General features: G+C 71.1%; 19 protein-coding genes. 9 read left to right on the top strand and 10 right to left on the bottom strand.

The genetic code is table 11. The features are described 5' to 3' along the window. Positions 1 to 3 precede the first annotated feature (3 nt). The 5 genes from VFW66_07885 (at position 4) to VFW66_07905 (ending at position 4,575) form a co-directional block, all read left to right on the top strand. On the top strand, positions 4 to 378 hold the full coding sequence (locus VFW66_07885) for a hypothetical protein (protein ID HEX5386600.1): 375 nt from the start codon (positions 4 to 6) through the stop codon (positions 376 to 378). Between the two features lie 125 nt (positions 379 to 503). Further along, positions 504 to 1,583 (top strand): 8-amino-7-oxononanoate synthase, encoded by a 1,080-nt coding sequence (locus VFW66_07890; GenBank protein HEX5386601.1) that lies wholly within the window; start codon positions 504 to 506, stop codon positions 1,581 to 1,583. After that, positions 1,580 to 2,944, top strand: coding sequence for an adenosylmethionine--8-amino-7-oxononanoate transaminase (gene bioA / locus VFW66_07895; protein ID HEX5386602.1), 1,365 nt, complete (start codon positions 1,580 to 1,582; stop codon positions 2,942 to 2,944). The genes VFW66_07890 and bioA overlap by 4 nt, the downstream gene beginning before the upstream one ends. A gap of 38 nt (positions 2,945 to 2,982) precedes the next feature. Continuing rightward, on the top strand, positions 2,983 to 4,146 hold the full coding sequence (locus VFW66_07900; protein HEX5386603.1) for an ATP-binding protein: 1,164 nt from the start codon (positions 2,983 to 2,985) through the stop codon (positions 4,144 to 4,146). 45 nt (positions 4,147 to 4,191) lie between these two features. Then, positions 4,192 to 4,575: an MmcQ/YjbR family DNA-binding protein gene (locus VFW66_07905; protein HEX5386604.1), complete on the top strand. Its 384-nt coding sequence runs from the start codon at positions 4,192 to 4,194 to the stop codon at positions 4,573 to 4,575. On the opposite strand, the gene VFW66_07910 is transcribed toward VFW66_07905, so the two are convergent. The 7 genes from VFW66_07910 to glk form a co-directional block, all read right to left on the bottom strand. Further along, positions 4,547 to 5,227, bottom strand: coding sequence for a hypothetical protein (locus VFW66_07910; protein ID HEX5386605.1), 681 nt, complete (start codon positions 5,225 to 5,227; stop codon positions 4,547 to 4,549). The two genes, VFW66_07905 and VFW66_07910, sit on opposite strands and share 29 nt — an antisense overlap. A gap of 74 nt (positions 5,228 to 5,301) precedes the next feature. After that, positions 5,302 to 6,030 carry a 6-phosphogluconolactonase gene (gene pgl / locus VFW66_07915; protein HEX5386606.1) on the bottom strand — a complete coding sequence of 243 codons (729 nt, stop codon included), beginning with the start codon at positions 6,028 to 6,030 and terminating at the stop codon, positions 5,302 to 5,304. Further along, the gene (rpiA, locus tag VFW66_07920) at positions 6,027 to 6,782 is read right to left on the bottom strand and encodes a ribose-5-phosphate isomerase RpiA (protein HEX5386607.1); all 756 of its coding nucleotides are present in this window, start codon (positions 6,780 to 6,782) and stop codon (positions 6,027 to 6,029) included. Before rpiA ends, pgl begins: the two co-directional genes overlap by 4 nt. Then, a complete protein-coding gene (locus tag VFW66_07925; protein ID HEX5386608.1) occupies positions 6,775 to 7,467 on the bottom strand; it encodes an HAD family hydrolase in 693 nt (230 codons plus the stop codon). The genes rpiA and VFW66_07925 overlap by 8 nt, the downstream gene beginning before the upstream one ends. Further along, positions 7,464 to 8,849, bottom strand: coding sequence for a glucose-6-phosphate dehydrogenase (gene zwf, locus VFW66_07930; GenBank protein HEX5386609.1), 1,386 nt, complete (start codon positions 8,847 to 8,849; stop codon positions 7,464 to 7,466). Before zwf ends, VFW66_07925 begins: the two co-directional genes overlap by 4 nt. A 9-nt stretch (positions 8,850 to 8,858) precedes the next feature. Beyond that, entirely contained in the window at positions 8,859 to 9,914 is a 1,056-nt protein-coding gene (gene gnd / locus VFW66_07935) for a decarboxylating 6-phosphogluconate dehydrogenase (GenBank protein ID HEX5386610.1), read from the bottom strand. 12 nt (positions 9,915 to 9,926) lie between these two features. Next, positions 9,927 to 10,964, bottom strand: coding sequence for a glucokinase (gene glk, locus VFW66_07940; GenBank protein HEX5386611.1), 1,038 nt, complete (start codon positions 10,962 to 10,964; stop codon positions 9,927 to 9,929). Positions 10,965 to 11,053: 89 nt separating this feature from the next. Here glk and VFW66_07945 point away from each other — a divergent pair, with 89 nt between their 5' ends. Then, positions 11,054 to 13,456, top strand: coding sequence for a glucan 1,4-alpha-glucosidase (locus tag VFW66_07945; protein ID HEX5386612.1), 2,403 nt, complete (start codon positions 11,054 to 11,056; stop codon positions 13,454 to 13,456). 20 nt (positions 13,457 to 13,476) lie between these two features. Beyond that, positions 13,477 to 14,604: a serine hydrolase gene (locus tag VFW66_07950; GenBank protein ID HEX5386613.1), complete on the top strand. Its 1,128-nt coding sequence runs from the start codon at positions 13,477 to 13,479 to the stop codon at positions 14,602 to 14,604. On the opposite strand, the gene VFW66_07955 is transcribed toward VFW66_07950, so the two are convergent. Then, entirely contained in the window at positions 14,516 to 15,472 is a 957-nt protein-coding gene (locus VFW66_07955; protein ID HEX5386614.1) for a hypothetical protein, read from the bottom strand. The genes VFW66_07950 and VFW66_07955 overlap by 89 nt on opposite strands. Positions 15,473 to 15,617: 145 nt before the next feature. Between VFW66_07955 and VFW66_07960 the strand changes: the two genes are divergently transcribed. Next, positions 15,618 to 16,301, top strand: a complete 684-nt coding sequence (locus VFW66_07960; GenBank protein HEX5386615.1) for a hypothetical protein — start codon at positions 15,618 to 15,620, stop codon at positions 16,299 to 16,301. Positions 16,302 to 16,667: 366 nt separating this feature from the next. Here the strand turns inward: VFW66_07960 and VFW66_07965 are convergent, their stop codons facing one another. Together VFW66_07965 and VFW66_07970 are read right to left on the bottom strand one after the other, a co-directional pair. After that, on the bottom strand, positions 16,668 to 17,213 hold the full coding sequence (locus VFW66_07965) for a DinB family protein (protein ID HEX5386616.1): 546 nt from the start codon (positions 17,211 to 17,213) through the stop codon (positions 16,668 to 16,670). After that, entirely contained in the window at positions 17,213 to 18,223 is a 1,011-nt protein-coding gene (locus tag VFW66_07970) for a COX15/CtaA family protein (GenBank protein HEX5386617.1), read from the bottom strand. Before VFW66_07970 ends, VFW66_07965 begins: the two co-directional genes overlap by 1 nt. A 97-nt stretch (positions 18,224 to 18,320) precedes the next feature. Between VFW66_07970 and VFW66_07975 the strand changes: the two genes are divergently transcribed. After that, on the top strand, positions 18,321 to 19,736 hold the full coding sequence (locus tag VFW66_07975) for an MATE family efflux transporter (GenBank protein ID HEX5386618.1): 1,416 nt from the start codon (positions 18,321 to 18,323) through the stop codon (positions 19,734 to 19,736). Positions 19,737 to 19,811: the final 75 nt, after the last annotated feature.

A 19,811-nucleotide genomic window follows, 5' to 3' on the forward strand; every position in this document is an offset into this window, starting at 1 on the left:
ACGATGTCCTACCAGGCCTACAAGGTCATTCATCTGTTCGGGATCTTCCTCGCCTTTGCCGCGCTCGGCGGCGTGGCGCTCGTTGTCGCCAACGGGGCGACGCGCGAGAGCAACGTCGCGCGAAAGCTCGCCGGCATGAGCCACGGCATCGCGATGCTCATCGTGCTCGTGGCCGGTTTTGGCCTCCTCGCGCGGCTCGGCGTGACGCACGGCGGCGCCTTTCCCGGCTGGGTCTGGGGCAAGCTCGTGATCTGGTTGATCGTGAGCCTATTGCTCGCGGTGCCGTATCGCCGGCCGGAGCTCGCGCGCGCCGTATTCTTCGCCATCCCCGTGCTCGGAGGCATTGCCGCCTGGCTCGCGATCTCCAAGCCGTTCTGAGCGGCACGCTCGACGCGGCGCTCGGCGAGGAGCTCGAGCAGCTCCGCAGCGATGGGCTCTACCGCGCACTCCGATCGGTCGAGCGGCGGGGCGGGGCCGAGCTGCTGGTCGATGGGCGGCCCGCACTGGACTTCGCGTCCAACGACTACCTCGGGCTCGCCACCGACGCGCGCGTGGCGGGTGCCATTGCGCGCGCGTTGCGCGGCGGCGGCAGTCAAGTCGGGATCGCCGGCGCCGCCGCGTCGCGCAGCATCTCCGGCAACCACCCGCTCCACGAGCAGCTCGAGCGCGAGCTGGCTCGGCTCAAGGGCGCCGAGGCGGCGCTGCTCTTCGGCTCGGGGTTCGCGGGCAACACCGGCGCGATCCCGGCGCTCGCCGGCCGGGGCGACGTTGTCTATTCGGACGCGCTCAACCACGCGTCGATCATCGACGGCTGCCGGCTCTCGCGCGCCACGGTCCGGCCCTTTCCCCACGCCGATCTCGCCGTGCTTGGCGCGATGCTCGCCGCCGACGGCCGGCACTACCGGCGCCGGTTCATCGTGGTGGAAGGCGTGTACTCGATGGACGGCGATCTCTTCCCGCTCGAGGCGCTCGTTTCACTCGCGCACGCGCACGATGCGTGGATCTACCTCGATGACGCCCACGCGACAGGCGTACTCGGCGCCAGCGGTGCCGGGAGCGCCGAGCACTGGGAGCTCGCTGGCGAGATCGAAGTGACGCTCGGGACTCTGGGCAAGGCGCTCGGCGTCTCCGGCGCGTTCGTCGCGGGCGGCGCCACGCTGCGCGAGTTCCTGCTCAACTGCGCGCGCTCCTTCATCTTCACGACGGCGCCGCCGTCGGCACTCGCAGCAGGCGCGCTCGCGGCGCTCGCGATCTCCCGCGCGGAGCCATGGCGCCGCGAGCGGCTCCGGACCCACGCGGCGCAACTGCGCGAGGGGCTGGAGCGGCTGGGAGGCGCATGCGACGCCCGCCTCCCGCCCGGCGAGCGCCCCGGTCACATCGTGCCGCTCGTCCTGGGCGGTGCCGAGCGCACCGTGCGGCTCGGCGGGCGGCTTGCCGAGCGGGGCTTTCTCGTGGGCGCCGTGCGGCCGCCGACGGTACCGGCGGGAGGCTCGCGGCTCCGCATCACGCTGAGCGCGGCGCACACGCCCGAGCACATCGACGCGCTGCTCGCCGCGCTTCGCGACCTGCTGCCGGGCGCATGAGCGACGCCGCCGAGCGCGCGCAGCTCAACGCCTGGGACGACGCCCACCTCTGGCATCCGTTCACGCCGCAGAGCGTCTACCGCAGCGAAGATCCGCTCATGGTCGTGGCCGGCGACGGCCACTACCTGATCGACGCCGATGGGCACCGCTATCTCGACGGCGTCGCCTCGCTCTGGTGCAATCTCTTCGGCCATCGGCGTCCGGAGATCGACCGCGCCATCCACGAACAGCTCGGCCGGATCGCGCACTCGACGCTGCTGGGCCACGCCAGCGAGCCGGCGGTGCGCCTCGCGAAGCGTCTGATCGACATCGCACCCGAGGGCCTCCCTCGGGTCTTCTTCTCCGACAACGGATCGACCGCGGTCGAGGTGGCGCTCAAGCTCGCCTACCAGTACTGGCAACAGGCGGACGGCGGCCGGCACCGCGCGCGCTCGGCCTTCCTCACGCTCGACAGCGCGTACCACGGCGACACGATCGGATCGGTATCGGCGGGCGGCATCGAGCTGTTCCACGAGCGCTACCGCCCGCTTCTCTTCGAGACGATCCGCGCGCCTTCGCCATACGGCTATCGTTGCCCTCCGGGTCACGATGCCGCGAGCTGGAGCGAGGCGTGCATCGTCGAGCTCGAACGCCTCGTTCTCGCCAACGCCGACCGGCTCGCCGCCGTGGTGATGGAGCCCGGTGTGCAGGGCGCCGCGGGCATGATCGTGCAGCCTGAAGGCTTCGTCCGGCGCGTGCGCGAGATCACCGCCCGCACCGGCACGCTGCTCATCCTCGATGAAGTCGCCGTCGGCTTCGGCCGCTCGGGCCGGATGTTCGCCTCGGAGCGCGAGGGCGTGTCACCCGATCTCCTCTGCCTCGCCAAGGGCCTCACCGGCGGTTATCTCCCGATGGCCGCGACGCTCGCCACCGAGCGCATCTTCGGCGCGTTCCTGGGTCCGCCGGCGGAGGGCCGCACCTTTTTCCACGGCCACACCTACACCGGAAACCAGCTCGCCGCCGCGGCCGCGCACGCCGTGCTCGACATCTTCGAGCGCGACGGCATCGTCGATCGCCTGCCGCGCACCATCGCGCATCTCTCCGCCGAGCTCGAGCGCCTGCGTCCGCTCCCCGCCGTGGGCGACATACGGCAGTACGGCCTCGCCGCCGGCATCGAGCTCGTCGCCGACCGCGCCACCAAAGCACCGTTCCCTTCCGCCGAGCGCCGCGGCATGCAGGTCTGCCGCGCCGCCCGCTCCCATGGCGTCTTCCTCCGCCCCCTCGGCGATGTGATCGTGCTGATGCCCCCGCTCACGATTGCCGACCCGGAAATCACCCACCTGATCGACGCACTTGCCTGCTCGATCCGTGAAGTCTGCTGACAAGGGCGGTAGAGGCGGTATCGCCCTATACTTCGGGCATGGCTGAGTCGATCCGCGAGCTCTTCTTCGGCGGCCCCTCCACCCGCGCGCTGGTCGAGGTCATCGCCCCGCGCCGTACGTTCGAAGACGTGGTGCTTCCACCCGATACGATGGGCGCGCTCAACCACGCGCTCGCCCTCGTCCGGAAGCACGATCTCATCTTCCGCGAATGGGGCCTGGGCGAGCGGCACAGCGCTGGGCTCGGCCTCGCCTTCCACTTTGCCGGACCGCCGGGCACCGGCAAGACGATCTGCGCCGAAGCGCTGGCGTACGCGCTCAATCGGCAATTGCTCGTGGTGCGCTACGCCGAGCTGGAGAGCCGCTGGGTGGGCCAGACGAGCAAGCATGTGGCCGCCGTCTTCCGCGCGGCCGAGCGGCAGGACGCGGTGCTCTTCTTCGACGAGGCCGACGCCATTGCGGGGCGCCGGTTTGCCGCGGCGGCCGCCGGCTCCGAGCGCGAAGCGAACACCGTCGTCAACGTGCTGCTTCAGGAGCTGGACCGCTTCGGCGGCGTCGTCATCTTCGCCACCAATCTCGCCGCCGGCATCGATCCGGCATTCGAGCGGCGGATCCGCACCCACATTCTGTTCGGTTTGCCGGGCATCGAGGAGCGCGCGCGGATCTGGCGGGCGCAGCTCCACCCGCGGAAGACCCCGCTCGCCGATGACGTCAACTTCGAGGCCCTCGCCGAGGAGTTCGCGCGGAGCGGCGGCGACATCAAGAACGCGGTGCTCAAGGCGGCCCAGCTCGCCACGATCGAGCCCGGCCCCGACGCCGCGAAGCGGATCCACCAGCGCCACTTCGAGCAGGGCATGCGCGAGGTGATCGCGGCGGGCGAGGTGATGTCGCAGTCGCTCTTCGAGCAGCCGGGCGGGGCCGCACCGTCGCCGATGGCGGATCTCTGGGAGCGGATGTCGGAGGGACAGGATCGGCTGGAAGGCGAAATGGCGCTGCTGGCCGAGCGGATGGAGGCGCAGGAGACCGGGCAACGCTCGGCGCTCGAGCGGATCGACGCGGGGCGCCGCGAGCTCGACGAGCGCGGGCGCGAGATGCTCGCGACATTTGAGCGCGGCCACCGCCGCGCCATGCGCTGGGCATTCGGGCTCGGCGCGGCAGCGCTCGTGCTCGCCGCGGCGGCGTTCGTGCTGGCGCTCGTGCGCTGAGATCGCGCGCTCACCGCCGCCCAACCAGTACGGAGCCTGGCTGCCATGCCGTCCGGCCCGCTCGCCCGCCTGCGCCGCCTTTGCCTCGCGCTGCCCGAAGGTCATGAGGTCGAAGCATGGGGCGCGCCCACCTTCCGGGTGCGGAACAAACTCTTCGCCATGTACGCGAGCGCCCGTTCCCATCACGGCGGAGGCCGGCCCGCAGTCTGGTGCAAGGCCGCACCGGGCAATCAGGCGCTCATGGTGAAGGTGGCGCCCGCGCGATTCTTCGTACCGCCGTACGTGGGGCCGAGCGGCTGGATCGGCGTGTGGCTGGATGGGCGGGTGGACTGGCGGGAGCTCGCCGGACTGCTCGAGGACAGCTACCGGCTGGTGGCGCCGAGGCGGCTCGCGGCGCGGCTCAGAAGCCCACCATCACCCCGAGCGTAAGCTCGCCGCTGGTATAGACCCCTCGCCGATAGGTGTACTCCCTGCCGCCGGAGTCGCTGAAGAGCGCCTCGGAGCCGCCGGTGCGCGTGGCGCGAAGCCGGCCTTCCACCCGGAAGCCGATGGGCCCCGACAGCCACCGCTTGTATCCGAGCGCGGCGTTGGCCGCGAAGCGGGTGTCGTGGCTCTCCGGATTGGCTGGGTTGGTGCCGCCGACCTCCGGCTCGAATACCGTGACGCCGCCCCCGATCGCGAGGTACAGCGCTTCGATGGGCGATGAGTACGCGAAAATGAGATCGAGGTCGGCCTGGTCGATGTTGATGCTGCCGTCGTTCTGCTCCGTTCCCGCGGCCGAGTCGACCAGAGTGGCGCCCGGTGTTATCCGGGTGTAGCTCGCCTCGACCCCGAAGCCGCTCGAGAGATAATAAGTGAGCCGGGCGCCGCCGGTGAGCTTGTTCCGAGCCTTGACGATGATTCCCTTCGTGGCTGCCACCGAGTAGAGCGTGCTGCCGAAATAGTAGCCGCCAAAGCCGGTCAGCTCCCAGCGCGAATGGGGTTCGTCCTGGGCACGGAGCGGCGACGCGCCCAGAGCGGCCCCTGCAATGAACGCGAGCGTGGCAACACACCGGGAACTGGCTCGGACCACGAGAGTCATGGGCGCTCGGCCGATGATGTCACTGTTGTCGCTCCGGGATCGCCGCTCAATCTAGCGCCTGCTGCGCGCGCCGCTCAGCCCCGCGCCGTCTGCGCGAGCCGGGCCGCCGCCTGGGCGTCCACCAGCCACGTGAGCTCGCCCTGCGCGGGCGCGATGCTCTGGGCTGGCAGCAGCTCCGGCTCGCGCGGGGCTTCCAGCACGCGCGCGAGCGTCTCCGCCTTTCCGGCGCCGGCCACGAGAAAGAGCACATCGCGCGCGGCGTTGAACGCGGGCGGTGTGAGTGTCACGCGCCACATGTCCACGGGTTCCATCCGCTCTGCCAGCGCGAGGCGCACCCGCTCGCGCACAGCCGCATGGCCCGGAAAGAGCGACGCAGTGTGCCCATCGGCGCCCATGCCGAGGAGCACGAGATCGAAGCGCCCCGGCATGTCGCGAAGCAGGCGGTCGTATGCGGCGGCGGCCCCCGTCGGATCATCCTCGCCCCGGATGCGGTGGACGTTTTCGGACGGGACCCGGACTCGATCCAGCAGCGCCTCACGCGCCGTGCGGTAGTTGCTGCGTGGGTCGTCGGGTGGCACGCAGCGCTCGTCGCCCCAGAAGAACTGCACGCGACCCCAGTCAACGCGGCCGGCAAACGCCTCGCTCGCGAGCAACCCGTACGCCGCGCGCGGCGTCTCGCCGCCGGCGAGCACCAGATTGCATCGTCCACGCGCCGCAATCGCCTCGGCGGCGCGGGCCGCGACATGTTCCGCGGCTGTCCGCGCGAGGTCGGCCGCGTCGCGCACAACCCGCACCGCGCTCACGTGCGCGACGAGGAGGCGCTCGTCATGTGCACCACCCCATCCTCCCCAGCGGCAATGACATCGGTGGCGAGCCCGAGGAACAGCCCGTGCGCCGCAACGCCCGCCCGCACGGCCAACGCGGCCGCGAGCTCCGCCGGCCGCGGAATCGGCCCGATGGCGCAATCGACCACGAGATTGCCCTCGTCGGTGAGATACGGGGCGCCGCCGGGCCCGCAGCGCACCACCGGCCGCGCACCGAGCCCGTCGAGAAACTCGACCTGCGCGCGCCAGCCGAACGGCACCACCTCGACCGGAAGGCGCGCGCGGGTGCCGAGCTGGGGTGAGAGCTTGCTCGCGTCCACCACGATGACCTCGCGCCGGCTCGCCTGCGCCACAATCTTTTCCCGCAGCAGCGCGCCGCCCGCGCCCTTGATGAGGTCGAGATTGTCGTCCACTTCGTCGGCGCCGTCGATCGTGATGTCGACGGCCAGCCGATCGTCGGGCCCGATGAGCGGAATGCCGAGGGTCCGGGCCTCGCGCGCCACGAGAGCGGACGTGGCCACACCCACAACGCCCCGGAGCGCGCCGTCCCGAAGCAGCGCCCCGATCCGGCGCACGGCAAAGGCCGCCGTGGTGCCGCTTCCGAGCCCCACCACCATCCCCGGCTCGATCAGCTCCACCGCGCGCTCGGCCGCCTGCCGCTGGAGCTCGGCGCGCGACTCGGCGCTCCGCGGCGCACCGGCGCCCGGGTCCCCGCCGCGCGGCTCAGCCATCGAAATCCAGCCCGGCCACGTCACCGATTCGATCGACGGCGAGATCCGCCGGCGGATAGCTCGCGAGCACCTCCGGATCGTGCGCATAGTGTCCCTGCCGCACGAACACCGTGGTCACCCGCTCTGCCCACACGCGCTTCACCGCGGTGAGGATGCGCAGTTTGTCATCGATCAGCACGTAGCGCGCTGCCGGATAGCGCCGCTCGACGTCGTCCAGCTCCAGCTCCTTGTGGATGCAGATCATGACCCGGTCGTTCACCGCGCGCCGGATTCCCGAGCGATCCACCTTGCGGGGCTGGAACACGACGTCGCCATCGGTGAGGATCACCGTCTCGCCCAGGCGCCCGCAGCGCGCCACCACGTCGAGCGCACCGGGATAGAGCCGGTCGGCAAATGGATAATCGAGCAGGTATGACGACATGAGCAGGAGCCGTGGATCGTGCAGCGGCTCGAGGCGGTACCGCTGGAAGGCGCCCAGATAGTCGGCGTAGCCCAGCTCTGCGCGCAGCTCGAGGAAGATGGCCCAGTAGCGGTCCGCCGCGTCGCGCCCTGACTCGCGGGTGAGATACGCCCGGTAGTCCGCCTGCGCGGCGTCGTTGTCGAGCAGCGTGTTATCCACGTCGAAGAGAATCACCCGCCGCGTGGCCCGCCGCATGGGCTCCCCCGTTGCCGCGGTGCCGGTCATTCGCAGGGATCGTACGGCGTCGGGTCGTGCCAGCCGCCGGTCCCGTCCACCAGTGCGCGCGCCGCCGGGGGTCCCCACGTGCCCGGCTCGTAGGGGCAGAGCGGCGTGGAGCAGCCGAGCACCGGACCCACGACGTGCCAGGCAGCTTCCACCGAATCCTCCCGCGCAAAGAGCATCTGGTCGCCGCGCATCGCGTCGCGCAACAGCCGCTCGTAGGGCATCATTTCGTCCGCGCGGTCGTGGCAGGCGACCAGCTCGACGTCTTCGCCCACCATCATCTCGCCCGGACGCTTGGCCCGGGCCCCGAGCGAGAGCACCACGTGCGGGCTCAGCTGGAAGCGGAAATGGTTGGGCGGTGTCATGCCGAGATCGGCAAAAAGCGCCTGCGGCGGCTGCTTGAGCTCGACCCAGACCTCGGTCACCGTCACCGGCAGGCACTTGCCCGCCCGGATGAAAAAGGGCACGCCTGCCCACCTCCATGAGGCGAGCCGGAGCCGCACCGCTGCGAACGTCTCCACCTGCGAGTCGGGCGCGACACCGGACTCCGCGCGGTAGCCCACGACCTGCCCGCGCACCACGTCGGCTGCCTCGAGCGGCCGCATGGTGCGGAACGCCTGCGCCTTTGCGTCGCGGATCGACTCGGTGTCGCCGCCCGCCGGCGGCTCCATCGCGAGCAGGCTCACAATCTGCAGCAGATGGTTCTGCACCACGTCGCGGATCGCGCCCGCTTCCTCGTAGAACTTCCCGCGGCCGCGCACGCCGAAGCTCTCCGCCATCGTGATCTGGACTTCGTCGACGTAATTCCGGTTCCACACCGGTTCCAGGAACGAGTTGGCGAACCGGTAGTAGAGCAGGTTCTGCACCGGCTCCTTGCCGAGATAGTGATCGATGCGGAAGATGGCGGGCTCGGGAAAGAACTGGTGCAACGTGGCGTTGAGCGCGCGCGCGGAATCGAGATCGCGCCCGAACGGCTTCTCGAGGATCACCCGCGCGTCGCGCGCGCAACCGGACGCCGCAAGGCCCGCCGCCACCGTTCCGAAGAGGCTCGGCGGGATCGCGAGATAGTGGATCGGCCGCTGCGCGTCGCCGAGCGCGACGCGGAGCCGGTCGTAGGTCGCGGCGTCCTGATAGTCACCGTCGACGTATTGCAGGAGCGCCGAGAGCCGCGCAAACGCGGCGGGGTCGAGGCCGCCGTGCTCCTCCACGCTCTGCCTGGCGCGATCGCGGAGCTGGTCGAGCGTCCAGCCCGAGCGCGCCACACCCAGGATCGGCACGTTGAGCGTCCCCCGCCGGATCATCGCCTGCAGGGCGGGGAAGATCTGCTTGTACGCGAGATCGCCGGTGACCCCGAAGACCACCAATGCGTCCGACTGCGCCGTCATCCCGGCCTCCTAGCCCGCGTCCTTTTCCAGGTGCCCGCCGAACTCGTACCGGAGCGCGGAGAGCAGCCGGTTGGCGAAGTCCGCCTCGCCGCGCGAGCTGAAGCGCCCGAACAGCGCCGCGCTCAGCACCGGCACCGGCACCGCCTCGTCGATCGCGGCGGCAATCGTCCAGCGCCCCTCGCCCGAGTCCGACACCCGTCCGCCGAAGCGCGCGAGGTCGGGGCTCGCCGCGAGCGCGCGCGCCGTGAGGTCGAGCAGCCACGATCCGATCACGCTCCCTCGGCGCCAGACTTCGGCGATCTGCGCCAGGTCGAACGTATAGCGGTAGTGCTCCGGGTGCCGGAGCGGCGTCGTCTCCGCATCGGCCGCGCGGCCACCTGCCTCCGCGCGAAGCCCGGCATCCGCATGGTGCAGGAGGTTGAAGCCTTCCGCATAGGCCGCCATGATCCCGTATTCGATTCCGTTGTGGACCATCTTGACGAAGTGCCCCGCGCCGGGCGGCCCGCAGTGCAGATAGCCGTGCTCGGCGGTGCCGGGCGATGCTGTGCCGGCCTGCGCACCGCGGGCGTCCGCGCGCGCGGCCGTGCGCGGCGCGGCGCCCACGCCCGGCGCCAGCGCCGCAAAGATCGGATCGAGCCGGCGCACCGCGTCGTCGTCGCCGCCGATCATGAGGCAGAAGCCGCGCTCGAGCCCCCACACGCCGCCGCTCGTCCCCACGTCCAGGTAGTGAATGCCACGCGGCGCCAGCTCGGCGGCGCGGCGCAGGTCGTCGAGATAGTAGGAATTGCCGCCGTCGATCACCACGTCGCCCGGGGAAAGCAGCGGCGTGAGCGCCGCCAACTCGCGATCGACGATCCCCGCCGGCACCATGAGCCAGATGGCACGCGGCGGCGAGAGCCGCTTCACGAACTCCTCCAGCGAGGCCGCTCCCGCCGCGCCTTCGCCTTCGAGCGTGCGCACCGCGTCGGGGTGAATGTCGTAGGCCACGCACCGGTGTCCCGCGCGGAGCAGCCGCCGCACCATGTTGGAGCCCATTCGCCCCAGGCCGATCATGCCCAGTTGCATCCGCCCGCTCCTTTAGCTGTGCGGAAACGCGCCGTCCGCGGCGCCTTCCGCCGCTGCGAGCTCGAGGCCGCGCGTGGCCGCGCCGATGAGCGCCGCCCGTTGCATCACGACGTGCACCGGCAGCCCCGCCAGCAATTCGCCGAAGCGCCCCTTCCGCACGAACTGACGCATGAACCGGCCTTCCACCAGCGCGGGGAGGAGCCGCACCGGGAGCCCGCCCGCGAGGTAGATGCCGCCGGTCGCCAGCACCTTGAGCGCGAGGTTGCCCGCTTCGGCGGCGAGGATCGCGACGAAGAGATCCAACGCGGCCGCCGCGAGCGGGTCGGGCTCGGGCTGGCGCAGCCCTGCCGCGCTGATGAGCGGTGTGCGGTCCGCTGCCGCGGCCAGCGCTGCGGCCAGCTCGGGCGACTCCGCCGCGTGGCCCCGGTCGCGCAGGTGGTCGTAGAGATTCGGAATGCCGATTCCCGAGCAGACCCGCTCCCAGCTCACGTGCCCGACGCGCTTCATGAGATCGTTGAGCAGCTCCACCTCCTCGGGCGTGGTGGGCGCAAAACTCGCGTGGCCGCCCTCCGAGGGAAAAGCGCGGTAACGGGCGCCGTCCGGAACGAGAAACGCCTCGCCGAGGCCCGTGCCGGGGGCGATCACCGCGATGACACCGCCCGGCGCCGCCGGCACCGCGTTCAACGTGTGCACGTCGCCGGGGCCCAACCCCGGCACCGCGATCGCGATCGCGTGGAGATCGTTGAGGAGATGCACCGATTCGAGGCCGAGTGCGCCGGACAGCTCGATCTCGTCGAGCCGCCAGGGCAGATTGGTCACCTTGGCCCGGCCGTCGAGCACCGGGCCCGCCACGTCGAAGCATGCGCGCCGAACGCCGATGCCGGTGGCAATGGCGGCGGGGGTTGCGAGAAATTCGCGCGCGAGCGTCGGCAGATCCGTATACTGCGTGCTCGGAAACTCGGCGCGCGCAAGCGGCCGGCGCGGGCCGCTCGCCGGATCGAAGATCGCAAGCTCCGTTTTGGTGCCGCCGATGTCACCGGCCAGCAGCATGTCACCGTCCCGAGCGGAATGGCGCGTGTAGCGGCGCGGCGCGAACGGCCGCGCGTCACCCTGTGGTATTATAGGGCGGAGCGCCCGAAATGACCGACTCACAGGAATACGCCCCCGGCTGGCCCGGCATACCGGCGCGCTGGACCTCGAGCGCCAAGTCGGGCGTGGGCACCGCACTTACCACCGCGAGCCGCGTCTGGTTCACGCTGAGCCACGGCGTGTTCAACGAGATCTACTACCCGCGGAACGACGTCGCCTGCGTGCGCGATCTCGGCTTCATCGTGACCGACACCGACGGATTCGTCTCCGAAGAAAAGCGGCACGCCATCCACGAGATCACGGTGGCGGCGCCGGGCGTGCCGCTCTACCGGATCGTCAACACCTGCGAGGACGGCCGCTACAGGATCGAGAAGCGGATCCTCGCCGATCCGCTCCGCGACGCGGTGGTTCAGCGCACCCGCTTCACGCCGCTCAAGGGCACGCTCCGCGACTACCGCCTCTTTGCCGTACTGGCGCCGCATCTGGGCAACGCGGGCGCCGGGAACACCGCCTGGGTTGGCGATCACAAGGGCCGCCCGATGCTCTTTGCCCAGCGCGGTCCGCTCGCGCTGGCGCTCGCCTGCTCGGGGCCGTGGCGGGCCCGCTCGGCCGGCTTCGTCGGCACGTCGGACGGATGGCAATCGCTCACCCGCGAGGGCCGGCTCGACGCCACGTATCGCCGGGCCGAGAACGGCAACGTCGCGCTCACCGGCGAGATCGACCTCGACGCCGAGGCCGGCGAGTTCGCCCTCGTACTCGGCTTCGGAGACTCGCCGGCCGAGGCCGGAAGCCGGGCCCTCGCGGCGCTGCTCGAAGAGGTCGAGGCATCCGCCGCCGCGTACCAGCGCGAGTGGGAGGCGTGGCAGGCGGAGCTGATTCCGCTCGACGAGTTCGACCCTCGGCCGCGCGATCTCTTCCGCGCGAGCGCCGCCGTCATCAAGACCCACGAATCGAAGGCCTTTCCCGGCGCCGTCGTTGCGAGCCTGTCGATTCCCTGGGGCCAGGACAAGGGCGACTCCGACATGGGCGGCTACCACCTCGTGTGGCCGCGCGACCTCACCGAGGCGGCGGGCGGCCTGCTCGCCGCGGGCGCCCGCAGCAGCGCACACCGCGTGCTCCAGTATCTCGAGATCACGCAGGATGCCGACGGCCACTGGCCGCAGAACATGTGGCACGCGGGCACGCCGTACTGGGACGGCGTCCAGATGGACGAAACGGCGTTGCCCATTCTGCTGATCGATCTCACCCGCCGCGAGTTGGGCCTTCCGCAGGGAACGGTCGAACGCTTCTGGCCGATGGTGCGCCGCGCCGCCGCCTACATCGTGCGGAACGGGCCGGTCACGCAGGAGGATCGCTGGGAGGAGGAGGCCGGCTACTCACCGTTCACGCTCGCCGTGGAGATCGCGGCGCTCGTCGTTGCGGCGGACCTGGCCGAGTGGGCGGGCGAAGCGTCGCTCGCCACCTACCTGCGCGAGACCGCCGACCTCTGGAACGCGAATGTCGAGCGCTGGACGTACGTCGCCGGCGATGACCTCGCGCGCCGGATCGGCGTCGCCGGGTACTACGTGCGCGTGGCGCCGCCGGAAAGCTCGGACGCCGCCTCGCCCGCGGCCGGCTTCGTCGCGATCAAGAACCGACCGGCGGGCGAAGCCAAGGTGCCGTACGCGAGCGTGGTGAGCCCCGACGCGCTGGCGCTCGTGCGGTGCGGTCTGCGCCGGGCCGACGACCCGCGCATTGCCGATACCGTAAAGGTGGTCGACGCGCTGCTCAAGGTCGACACGCCATTCGGCCCCTGCTGGCACCGCTACAACGGCGACGGCTACGGCGAACACGCCGACGGTTCTGCTTTCGACGGCACCGGCATCGGGCGCCTCTGGCCGCTGCTCACGGGCGAGCGCGGCCACTACGAGCTGGCCGCCGGTCGTCGCGACGCCGCCGAACGCCTGCTCGGCGCCATGGAGCGGTTCGCGAGCGATACCGGGCTGCTTCCGGAGCAGATCTGGGGCGCTGCTGACATTCCCGCCCGCGAGCTCTATTGCGGCCGCCCGACCGGCTCCGCCATGCCGCTCGTCTGGGCCCACGCCGAGTACGTGAAGCTCCGGCGCTCGCTCTCCGATGGCCGCGTGTTCGATTGCCCGCTCGCGGCCGAGCAGCGATACGCCGTGGGTGACACGCGTACGCACCTCGCCGGCTGGCGCTTCAACCAGCGGATCCGCAGCATGCCGCGGGGCCGCGTCCTGCGGGTCGACGTGCTCGCGCCGGCCCGGATCCACTGGGGCCACGACGGCTGGCGCGACGTGCGCGACACTGATACCCGCGACACCGGCGTCGGCACACACGTGGCCGATCTGCCGACCGCCGAGCTGCCGAGCGGCGCGCGGGTGGATTTCACGCTGTACTGGCTCGAGGCGGATACGTGGGAAGGGCGGGACTACCAGGTGACCGTCGAGTGATACTTCTTCGAAGACTCGCATTGCGATCGCTCGTCGCCGCCGTCGTCGCATTCGCCGCGCCGCCTGCCGTGCGCGCTCAGTGCCCCATTGCGCGTGACTACTGGCCCACCAAGGGCTGGCGCGCGGCGTCACCCTCTACCCAAGGCATGGATTCGCTCGCCCTCGATGCCGCGCTCACCCGCCTGGGCCGCGACTATCCCGCGGTAGACGGCGTCGTCGTCATTCGCCACGGCTACGCCGTCGCCGAACGGTACTACCACGGCCACGGGCCGAAGGACCGCGTCGACCTCTTCTCCGCCACGAAAAGCGTCACGTCCATCCTGATCGGTATCGCGCTCGATCGGCATCTCTTCCGCGACGTCGAGCAGTCCATCGCCGACTTCATCCCCGAATACTTCGCGCGCGCCGATGCCGACTCCGCCAAGCGCCGGATCAGCGTTCGCAACCTGCTCACGATGACGTCGGGTCTCGATTGGGATGAATCGCACGCCGCCGACTACTTCCGCGACGCGCCGGGGCAGGCGGTCGGCATTCTCCGCCGCAAGCTCGTGGCCGAGCCGGGCACGCGCTTCAACTACAGCTCGGGCAACGCGCACCTGCTCGCCATTGCCCTGAGCCACGCGAGCAAGACAACGCCGCGCGACTTCGGGAACGACAATCTCTTCGTTCCCCTCGGCTTCACGGTGCGCTTCCTCGACTGGCCTGCCGACGAGAACGGCGTCAACTCGGGCGGGAGCGCGCTCGAGCTTTCGCCGCGCGAGATGGCCAAGCTGGGATACCTCTATCTCAACGCCGGCTGCTGGGACGGACGCCAGATCGTCTCGGCCGAGTGGGTGGCGCAGAGCATCCGAAAGTGGAGCGAGAGCGGTCCGCCGCCCAACGGGAACGGCTACGGCTACCTCTGGTGGCTTTCGTCGGTCATCGAGCGCGCGTACATGGCGATCGGTTATGCCGGCCAGTACATCCTTGTCGCGCCTTCGCAGGACATGGTCGTCGCCGCGGTGGCGCATCCGACGCCCGAGGGTTCCAGGCACTTCGAGGTGCTCCGCGACGTCGTCCTCAGTGCCGCTGGAGAGACACGTCCTCGCTCTGCACGTTCTGGCCAACCATCAGCACCAGGAGCCGCGACCGATAACCGTCCGCCGTGACGCGGACGTATTGCGTGCGGCAATTGTCCACCAGCGCCAGGTCGAAGCGGAAGTGGTACACCCCGTTGTCGTCGGTGAACGCCGAGAACGGCGTGCCGATCATCTGCAGGTGCGCTCCCGCGAGCGGCAGTCCGGTGTCGCCCTTGAACACTCGGCCCACCGCGACGCCGTACTGCGTCGGCCCGGCCGATTCGGCCGGCACCGACGGCTTGGGAACGCACTTGGTGGGGTCGTCCGGCAGAAGGCTCTCGAGCGGCTTCACATCGCGCGGCCCGGCGCCGGCCGGCGGACCCGCACGGCGGCGGCCGAAGATGCGCCGTGCCTCCGACTCGAGCGTCGGCGCGGCCGCGAGGTCGGTGGGCTTGGGCGCAGCGGCCTCCGGCTCGGCCGGGTTGGCGGCCGGTGACTCGGGCGTCGTCGCGCCGGGCCGGGCCGGCTTGCTCTCCGGGGGCACTTCGCCCTCCGAGCGCTTGGCGTCGGGCGGAGCGTTGGCCTCGGGTTCGGGCACCGGCTGCGCCTTGGGCGGGGGCGGCGTCTGCAGCTCGCGCGGACGCGGCGGCGGCTCCGGTGCAGGCGGCGGTGGTTTGGGCTTGGGCGGCGGTGGCGGAGGTAGCGGCTTCGGCAGCGGCTTCGGCGCGGGGGGCACGTAGAGCGGGATCTCGCGCTCCCGCACCGCAAGCGGCATTGTGTCCCGTTTCTGCGGCGGCTCCTGCGCATCGGGTCGAGTCAACAGCACGGCCAGTGTAATGACGAGCGCATGCAGCGCAACGCTGGCCGCGATCTCCGTCCATGGACGGCGCGGCCGCGACACCGGCGGCGGCGTGTCGCGGGAGCCGGACTGGGGAAAGAGGGGCGGGCGCGATGCCAACGGGGACGGGTCCTGGGTCGGGACTGTGGCGTGAGAGAGGGCAGAAGATACACGGCTCGACCGCCGGTGTGGCCGCCGGTCGGGGACCAGCTCGGCGAATTCGGATACGCCCGCCGTCAGCGCACCGCGCTAGATTGCGGCGCCGATGACCAATCGCGCGGCGCTCCGCCGTTTTCTCGCCTTCCTTCTTGCGGCCGCTCCCTGGGTGCCGGCGTGCCGGCCCTCGCCGGCCGACCACGCGACGGGGTCCGCACGCTCGGGCCCCCAGGCGGTACCACAAGGGACGGCACGGCGTAGCGATCCCGTCCCCGCTTGCGGCGGCCGCTGCGGCGCGGAGCGGTGGGCCATCAAGACGCTGAGCGATCGCCGTCGCGACGAGGTCCGCACCGATACGGTCGTCGCCACCACCATCGATCACCTGATAGCCATCCCTGCGCCCGCGCAGACCACGCCATATCGGCGCATTGCCCCGGTCGAAACGACGGTGTACCGCGTCGAGGCGCGGCTCGTCGGGTGGGTGCGCGAGCGCGACCACGATTTCCACCTTATCCTCGCGAGCCCACGCGACCCGTCGGCCACCATGGTGGCCGAAATCCCCGACCCCGAGTGCGCCGGCGCCTGCCTGTCGGGCTACTCCGAGGCGTTTGCACGGATGCGGCAGGAAGTCGTGCAGCGCTTCGAGGCGTCGGGTGCCGTGCCCGGGGGTTCGGAGGAGGCGCCGCTCGTCACCATCACCGGCGTCGGCTTTTTCGATCGCGAGCACGAACAGCGCGGCGCGGCACCGAACCAGATCGAGCTGCACCCGGTGCTCTCGCTTCGGTTCCGCTGAGCCATAAGCCATCGCTCCCGCACCTGCGGGCACAGCGGCCTTCCGCCCTGACGCTGCGCCCCGCGCCGGCTTGCCCGAGATCCTGAACACCAGCACCGCCATGCCGAGGCAGAGCGCGCCCGCGGCCCAGAAAGCCGCTGCGTAGTCGCCCAGCTCGGTGCGGATGAGCCCGGCACCATATGCAGCGGCTGCGGCGCCGAGCTGGTGCGCGGCCATGATCCCGCCGACCATGACACCCACCCTTGCTCCACCGAATCGATCGGCGGTGAGCCGGACCGTGGGCGGCTCCGGTGGCGCGGGTCCAGCCGAACTCGTGCTCGAGCGGCACGAGGACGCCGGGCGTGGGGGCGGCGCCGCGTCCGCCGCTCACGCCTGGAGCCGCGCCGCGGTGGCGCGCACCTGGTGCGTGTGCCGGGCCTCGTGCTGGCCCACGAACACGATCCACTGGTAAAAGGTGAGCGGCCCAAGCAGGAGGTGAGGCCGGGTGATCGATCCGACCGCGCGCCCATCGACGCGCGCGAGCAGCGCGATCATGCCGTCCCGTGTCTTCGCGAGCCCGGCGAGCGCGGGCTCGAACGTCACGTCCGCCGCTGGCCGCACCAGCTCGGGCGCCTCGATCCGCCGCGTGGCGTCGAGCAGCCGAAACCGGTCGAGGCAGCCGAGCACGGAGCTTGTGTCGGCTTCGGGCCCGAGGGCGTCGAGGTCTGTCCGGTCGAGCGTGCGGTTGAGCATCCGCACGATGCCGTCCTCCACCACGCGCAGGTGCTCCGCGATCTCGGCCGGTGACCAGGCATCCGGCGCCGGCCGCCGCTCGCGCAATGGAGCGGGAACCTGATCGAGCGCCGTGACCAGGTCCGTGCGGGTGCGCGCGAGATACTCGATGAGTTCGGACGTACGCGGATGCAGAGGCATTACCGGCCCGAAAGGACGCCGCCCGCGGCGATGTCGCGCCCCGCCACCGCGGCGCGGCCCGGTGCTTCCGGCTCGCGTTCGCCGAGTGCGGAGGCGGTGAGCAGCACGAGCGAGATCCACACCAGGTCGGCGAGCAACAGGTGACTGAACTGAAGCCAGAGTGGCGCCAGCAGGACGACATTGAGCGTGCCGGCGAGCCATTGCAGCAGCACGAGCCCCGCGAGCGTGTGCGCGAGCCGCGGGGTCGCGCCGTCCGACATCGGCGCGCCCGCGGGGTTGCGCACGACCGGCGCCGCCGCCCGCGCCGCCCACGCGGCAACCGCGATGAGCAGGAGCCCCGTCAGGATCGCGAGCGCCGGATGCAGTACGCGGAGCCGCACCAGCAGATGCGTGGTGGGCGAGAGGTCCTGTCTGAATCCTTCGCGCAGCGACCCCGCCGGAAACAGCGTATCGCCGAGTGCAGTGATGGCGCCGCTCGCGCCGAGCGCCAGCATCGCGACGAGTCCGCCGCCGAGCGCCCAGGGCAGCGCGCCGCGCCCGCGGAGCCGCACCGGCGGTCCGCCCGACGCCCACCACGCCGTGAGCGCGATGGAGCCGAGCAGCAGGAAGGTGTTGAGCAGGTGCGCGCCAAGCGAGAATGCGCGCGTGAGCGACGCATTCTTCGCTACGAGCGCAAAGAGGACGAGGCCCGCGCCGAGCACCGCCTCGCCCAGCATGAAGACGAGCGACGCCGCGGCACCGGCGCGCACCCGGTGACCGCGCGGCGCCGTGCGCCACGCCCAGATCACGAGTCCGACGACGAGCAGGAGCGCCACGCCGCTCGACACACGGTGGGTGAACTCGACCAGCGTCGCCACCCGCTCGGTGCGCGGCAGGATCACGCCGTTGCAGAGCGGCCAGTGGCTGCCGCACCCGGCGCCCGAGCCGGAGGCCCGCACGTACGCGCCCCAGAGCACCACCGCCAGGTTGTACGCCAGCACGGCCCAGGCATACTTCGCGAGTCGCATCATCGCCGAATGATAGCCCGTCCCCTGGGCCCCGGTTATCTTCCCCCGCCCGGCGCGCGGCCGCTCACCCTGTCCGCCCGTCCGCCTCTTTCGACCGCCCATGACCACCGCCACCGTCGCTCGCCGCCCCGCCGCCGACCTCTGGTCCGCCCTCCGCGAGGCGGTCCGCGGCTCGCGCCAGGACTTCACCGAAGGCCCGGTCGGCCGCGCGATTCTGCTGCTCGCCGTCCCGATGGTGCTCGAGATGGTGCTGGAGTCGGTCTTTGCCGTGACCGATGTCTTCTTCGTCTCGCGCCTTGGCGCCGATGCGGTGGCGACGGTGGGCCTCACCGAATCGCTGATGGCGCTGGTCTACGCGGTGGCGGTGGGCGTAAGCATCGGCGTCACGGCCACGGTCGCGCGCCGCACCGGCGAGAAGGATCCGGACGGCGCCGCCCGCGCCGCCGTGCAGGGCATCGCGTTGGGCGTGGCACTCGCCGCCGCCATCGGCGTGACGGGCGCGCTCCTCGCCCCGAAGCTGCTCGCGTTGCTGGGCGCGTCGCCGGAGGTCATCGCCATCGGCCACGGTTACACGCGCATTCTCCTCGGCGGCAGCGCCGTGGTGCTCTTCCTTTTTCTCATCAATGCGGCCTTCCGCGGCGCGGGCGATGCGGCCGTGGCCATGCGCGTCCTCTGGTTTGCGAGCGCGATGAACATCGTGCTCGGGCCCTGTCTCATCTTCGGCCTCGGTCCCTTTCCCCGGCTCGGCGTGACGGGTGCCGCCATCGCCACCACGACCGGACGCGGCCTCGGCGTGTTGGTCCAGTTCGTCTTTCTCTGTCGGCCCGGCGGCCGCCTCACGATTCGGCGCCGCCATCTCCGCATCGATCCCGCCGCCATCTGGCGCCTCGTCCGGCTCTCGGCGAGCGGCGTCCTGCAGATGCTGATCGGCACGGCGAGCTGGATCGGGCTCGTGCGCATCGTGGCGCTCTTCGGGAGCGGCGCACTGGCCGGATATACCATCGGCATCCGGATCATCATCTTCGCCCTGCTGCCCTCGTGGGGCTTGAGCAACGCCGCCGCGACGATGGTGGGTCAGGGTTTGGGAGCCCGGAAGCCCGACCGCGCCGAGCGCGCCGTATGGCTCGCGGCCGCGTACAATCTCGTCTTCCTCACGGCGATCGGCATCGCGTTCGTGGCATTGGCGGAGCCGATCGTACGCCTCTTCACGACCGATCCCGCCGTTGCCCCGGTCGCCGTGCGCTGCCTGCGCCTCGTGAGCTTCGGGTTCCCGCTGTACGCGTATGGCATGGTGCTCACCCAGTCGTTCAACGGCGCGGGTGACACCTGGACGCCCACGCTCCTCAACCTCGTCTGCTTTTGGCTCTGGGAGATTCCGCTCGCCTGGCTGCTCGCGGTACGATTCGGCTTCGGCCCGCCCGGCGCCTTCGGGGCGATCACCGCCGCGTTCTCCGCGCTCGCGCTGCTCAGCGTGGGGATCTTCCGCCGCGGCCATTGGAAGCTCCGGACGGTGTAACGCCGGCGCCACTATGGCTCCCGCCGGGCATCCGTCATATCCTTGACACCGTATATTGACAGACCCCCTCTGAGT

It is taken from the genome of Gemmatimonadales bacterium (assembly GCA_036279355.1).
GTDB lineage: Bacteria > Gemmatimonadota > Gemmatimonadetes > Gemmatimonadales > GWC2-71-9 > DASQPE01.